At 36.1% G+C, this 5,396-nt stretch carries 5 protein-coding genes and 1 pseudogene; 3 read left to right on the plus strand and 3 right to left on the minus strand.

Annotated elements, in window-relative coordinates:
• Both AC1WHX_RS10145 and AC1WHX_RS10150 read right to left on the minus strand, forming a co-directional pair.
• On the minus strand, positions 1-164 hold a 164-nt coding region (locus AC1WHX_RS10145), incomplete at its 3' end, for a GtrA family protein (protein ID WP_481229281.1).
• Between the two features lie 9 nt (positions 165-173).
• Entirely contained in the window at positions 174-800 is a 627-nt protein-coding gene (locus tag AC1WHX_RS10150; RefSeq protein WP_122304267.1) for a trimeric intracellular cation channel family protein, read from the minus strand.
• 173 nt (positions 801-973) lie between these two features.
• Here AC1WHX_RS10150 and AC1WHX_RS10155 point away from each other — a divergent pair, with 173 nt between their 5' ends.
• The 3 genes from AC1WHX_RS10155 (at position 974) to AC1WHX_RS10165 (ending at position 4,172) form a co-directional block, all read left to right on the plus strand.
• Positions 974-2,611, plus strand: coding sequence for a family 10 glycosylhydrolase (locus AC1WHX_RS10155; RefSeq protein WP_270214184.1), 1,638 nt, complete (start codon positions 974-976; stop codon positions 2,609-2,611).
• 8 nt (positions 2,612-2,619) lie between these two features.
• Complete coding sequence (locus tag AC1WHX_RS10160; protein ID WP_122337538.1) at positions 2,620-3,603, plus strand: type I phosphomannose isomerase catalytic subunit; 984 nt, start codon at positions 2,620-2,622, stop codon at positions 3,601-3,603.
• Between the two features lie 107 nt (positions 3,604-3,710).
• Positions 3,711-4,172, plus strand: coding sequence for a copper resistance protein NlpE (locus AC1WHX_RS10165; protein WP_169721143.1), 462 nt, complete (start codon positions 3,711-3,713; stop codon positions 4,170-4,172).
• A 123-nt stretch (positions 4,173-4,295) separates the two neighbouring features.
• Here AC1WHX_RS10165 and mgrA read toward each other — a convergent pair.
• Positions 4,296-5,287, minus strand: a pseudogene (gene mgrA, locus AC1WHX_RS10170) (L-glyceraldehyde 3-phosphate reductase).
• Positions 5,288-5,396 lie beyond the last annotated feature (109 nt).

Genomic DNA, 5,396 nt, shown 5'->3' on the forward strand with positions numbered 1-5,396 from the left:
ATATAAGCGATAAGATTAGATATATACTCGTTTATATCTATCCAATTATACAATATGTAAAAAATCGCCAGAGATAATCCTGTATTTATGCATCCGACAATTGCAAATTTTATTAACTGGATAAATGTCTTATCTTTAAAAATGTTGGATTTGTATCGTTCCATGAAATTCTGCTAATTAGATTCATCATCATTCCCATGTAGAACAGGAAGTCCCCAGTGATATTTAACTGCAGCAAAACGTGTAAGTATAACACTTGCTGCGGCAATAGATTGGGTTATTTCGTCCGGCAGTTGCAAGGTATAGCACCCCCAATAAAATATTCCGCCAACAATGCAGGCTAACGCATAAATGTCTTTCCTAAAAATCAGAGGTTCTTCGTTGATGAGTATATCACGAATTATTCCACCGAAAGCACCGGTTATAGTACCCATAACTATTGCCACCCAAAACGGATATCCTACAGCTAATGATTTTTGAATACCAACAACGACAAACAGTGCCAGCCCGATAGAGTCGAAAACGAAAAATGTATTTTGCAGACGGATTAAAAATTTTCCGAAAACGATGACGGCGACAAGAGCAATACCTGTTACTGTCAGATAGATACTGTTCTGCATCCAGAAAGGGGGAAGGTTTAATAATAAATCACGTAAAGTTCCGCCTCCGATCGCTGTCACTAATCCTACGACATAGGCTCCGAACCAATCAAACTGTTTTGCGGAAGCTAAACGTATGCCGCTTATTGCAAAAGCCAATGTTCCAATGATTTCGATAATGGAAACGAATGTACTCCCCATGATTTTTGAGTTAGATCGTACAAAAATACAAAAAAAATATTCCTTGAAAAGCTAAAACGGGAATAAGTGTCATAATTTATATTTTCCCGAAATAATTCAAATATGGAGTTTTCGTTTTAGGTAAAATGCTGTATCTTCGTTTGCTATTTTATAACTGTACGATGTATTTTAGTTTGAAGAAATATATATTGCTTTTCTTTTTCCTATTTTCTTTTTTAAGTATAGAAGCGACATCCCCTAAATACGAGATAAGAGGGGTTTGGTTGACTACTAATTGGGGCTTGGACTGGCCGAAAAAGATTATAAAAACGGAAAAAGATATAAAAAGGCAACAAGAAGAATTATGTTATTTGCTGGATCAAGTCCAAAAAATGAATATGAATGTCGTCTTTTTTCAGACTCGATTGCGGGGCGATGTTTTATATTCTTCTCGGTATGAACCATGGAGTTCTGTTCTTACGGGTATATCGGGAAAAAATCCCGGATATGATCCTCTCCGTTTTGTTGTCGAAGAATGTCATAGAAGAGGACTTCAATGTCATGCTTGGCTTGTTTGCATGCCATTGGGGACTTCCCGTCAAATAAAAAATCAAGGTAAAAGTTCTGTGGTATTAAAATATCCGGATATGTGTAAATATTGGGACAGAGAATGGTATCTTGATCCCGGAAATCCGAAGACTGCTTTATACCTTGCATCTATTGCTGGAGAGATTGTCTCGAATTATGGTGTGGATGGAATACATCTCGATTATATTCGGTATCCTGATAAAGCCGGTTTTCCTGATAGGAAGACATATCTGAAGTACGGTTCTTCCGATAAGACTTTGAATCAGTGGCGTAGAGAGAATATCAATAAAATCGTATATACGGTTTATGATTCTATAAAGAAAATCGATCCGGCAGTGAAATTAAGCAGTGCTGTCATCGGAAAATATAATACGCTTCCGGTATTTTCTTCTTTAGGGTGGAGCGGAATAGAGAGTGTTCATCAAGACCCGGTAGAATGGCTGAAACAGAATAAGCATGACTTTATTGTTCCGATGATGTATTTTTCCGAGCGTTCTTTTTATCCTTTTTTGATAGATTGGGTAAAACATTGTGCGGGACATCCGATAGTTTCCGGATTAGGAGCATATAGGCTTTGTGTGAATGATGGAGATTGGCGACTGCAAGATTTTATGCGTCAAGTTTATGACGGTCGCAGGTATGGTGCAGGGGGACAAACTTACTATCGTTTAGAAAATTTGATAAATAACGAGAAGTTTGTATATACAGCAATTTTACAAGCATATCGCTATCCGGCATTATATCCTCCGATGAATTACATGGGGAAAACATTGCCTTGTGCGCCTGATTCTTTGTGTGTAGAATATAAAACGCTATCGACTTTTCTATATTGGGATTCTGTAACAAATGTGCGGGAATATGTTTTATATGGAAGTGATAGTTATCCGGTAAATACAAATGATCCGGCAAATATTATTGCTTCAGGAATACGTGGATGCTCTTTTGAAACTTCTCTGAAAAAACGTTTTTATGCAGTGACAGCTGTAGATATGTATCATCAGGAGAGTATTCCTGTGCAAATGTCGTTTCCTGAGATTTATTATAAAGGTGCAGATAATGAAGTCGTTTTGTCGAATACATTGAAAAACTTTGATAGAATTGCTATTTTTAATATTTTTGGAAAAAAGATCTATGAAGGAAAGTTTAAAATTTCAATAAAAACAGATGGCCTATTTTCAGGCGTTTATCGAGTCGAACTATATAATAATCGAGGTAAGGAAGAAAAAATATTAATTGTCAACTGAAAAATAATATGATGTATCCATTAAAATTTGAAGTTATCCTCAAAAGTATTTTATGGGGAGGAAGTGAGATTTGCAAGTTTAAAAATTTAAGCACAAAGCTTGATGGAATCGGTGAGAGTTGGGAAATTTCTCAAGTAAAGGACAATGTCTCAGTTATTGCAAATGGAGAGTATAAAGGGAAAAATCTAACAGAACTTATGCAAGAAAAAGGAGCTGAATTACTCGGTCAGCATGTTTTGGATAGGTTTGGAGATAAATTTCCTTTATTGATTAAGTTTATCGATGCTAGGGATAATTTGTCGATTCAGGTTCATCCGAATGATAAGTTGGCTAAAGAGCGCCATAATTCATTTGGTAAAACAGAAATGTGGTATGTTATTTCTGCACAAGAAGGAGCTGGGTTGTATTCAGGTTTTTCTAAGCAAATTACTCCGGATGAATATGTCGAACGGGTAGAAAATAATACGATTATGGATGTCCTTCAATTCCATCCGGTTAAGAGTGGAGACGTATTTTTCTTGCCTGCAGGAAGAATTCATGCGATCGGGAAGGGGATATTTATTGCTGAGATACAGCAAACTTCTGATATTACATACCGGATTTATGATTATAATCGAAAAGATGCCAATGGAAAAGGGCGAGAATTGCATACGGCCTTAGCAAAAGATGCAATTGATTATAAAATGTATTCTGATCTGAAAACAGAATATACTCATCAAGAAAATGAACCGGTATTGTTGGCCAATTGTCCTTATTTTACGACGAATTTGTTGGAGATAAATAGTGAAAAGACTGTAAAGAGAGAAATTGCAGATAAGGATTCTTTCGTTATTTATATTTGTATGGAAGGAGAGGCTGTTATGGTTGATAATAACGGATGTAAGACAGAGCTCCATCGGGGAGAGACGGTTTTAGTTCCAGCATCCACAAGCTTCATAGATCTATCGACGACACAATCGGTTAAGTTGTTGGAATGTTATATTCCTCGATAATAATAGAATTCCTTATAAAAGAGATTGATTAGTATTGTAGTGGAAGATTCTTTTGTTATAATGAACAAGATCTTCCGCTATTTGTTTATTTACAAAAAATGTATGATATGAATAGGTATGTTATAATTATTTTTGTTTTGATATTAGGCTTTTCTTTGGATGCCTGCAAACATACAAAACAAAAAAGTCCTGTCGTCCAGGAGTCGTCTGTATCTGAAGATTCTGTAAAGTATATTTATGAGGGTATTTTGCCTGCAGCCGATGCTGCCGGAATACGTTACACGTTGACGATTTCAGCTCCTCAAAATAGCGGAGACGGTACATTTGTCCTACAACAAGCTTATTTAGGAACAGGGGAAAAAGATACAATATTTACAACTACGGGAAGACGTTATACCCATAGGGGAGACGCAAATGATATAAACGCAACAGTCTGGCAATTGAAATCTGATAATGGAAATGAGATATTCAATTTCTTGTATGAGAATGACTCGACTTTGATATTATTAAATGAGAATTTTGAAAAAAGTGATTCTGAATTAAATTATTCTCTTCGCTTAGTTAAATAGTAAAAAGCCAGTTCGAAAAAGGACTGGCTTTTTTATTGTCTCCCTCTAATTCTATTAGAGTAAATGTTGTATTTTGGAATAAACAATCGAATAAATCTGTTGTTTCTGTTCTCGATTTACAGTTTATTTTAGAATATTTTCTATTTCGCATAATTCGTCAGGAGTAAACTCCACGTTATCTAGGGCTTTTAGATTATCTTTTAATTGAGTTACTGAGCTTGCCCCGATGATGACACTGGTTACCCGATTGTCTTTTAATAACCATGCTAATGCCATTTCTGCGAGAGTTTGTCCTCTTTGTTCCGCTAAATCGTTTAGCAATTTTATTTTAGCAATTTTATCTTCTGTAACTTGATCTGATCGTAAATGTCCGGTAGATTTTGCCGCTCTTGAATTTTCAGGAATCCCATGTAGATATTTATTTGTCAGTAGACCTTGAGCTAATGGCGAAAATGCGATCATGCCTACTCCGTTTTCATCTAAGAGTTGTAGCAGCTCGGGTTCTACCCATCTATCGAACATCGAATACCGGGCTTGATGTATCAGACATGGCACTTTCATTTCTTTGAGAACAGATATGGCTGTTCGGGTTTGCTCTGCATTATAATTCGAAATGCCTACATATAGGGCTTTCCCTTGATGTACCATGTCTGCCAAAGCACACATGGTTTCTTCTATCGGAGTTTCCGGATCGGGGCGATGAGAATAAAATATATCGACGTAATCGATTCCCATTCTTTTCAAGCTTTGATCCAGACTTGCCATCAAATATTTGCGGCTTCCCCAGTTTCCATAAGGACCTGGCCACATATCATATCCGGCTTTGGAAGAAATAATCAGTTCGTCTCTATACGATCCTAATCCTTTTTTTAATATTTGTCCGAAATTTTCTTCTGCCGAACCGTATGTAGGGCCATAATTATTTGCCAGATCGAAATGTGTTATTCCGTTATCGAAAGCTGTATATGCAATTTGAACGAAATTATTGAATACATCTACACTTCCGAAATTATGCCATAATCCTAAAGAAATAGAGGCAACAATAGTCCGCTTTTACCACAGCGGCGATAAGTCATTGTATCGTACCTGTTATCGGATACTTTGTAATTTTCCATTATTGTTATTTTGAAGGTTAATGAACAAAGATATGTGTTTTTTTGTAAAGATGTGATATTAATGCGAATCAGCAGTTGAAAACATCTTCAGATTCTTGATTTAAAAGTT

The organism is Coprobacter sp. (genome assembly GCF_982436375.1).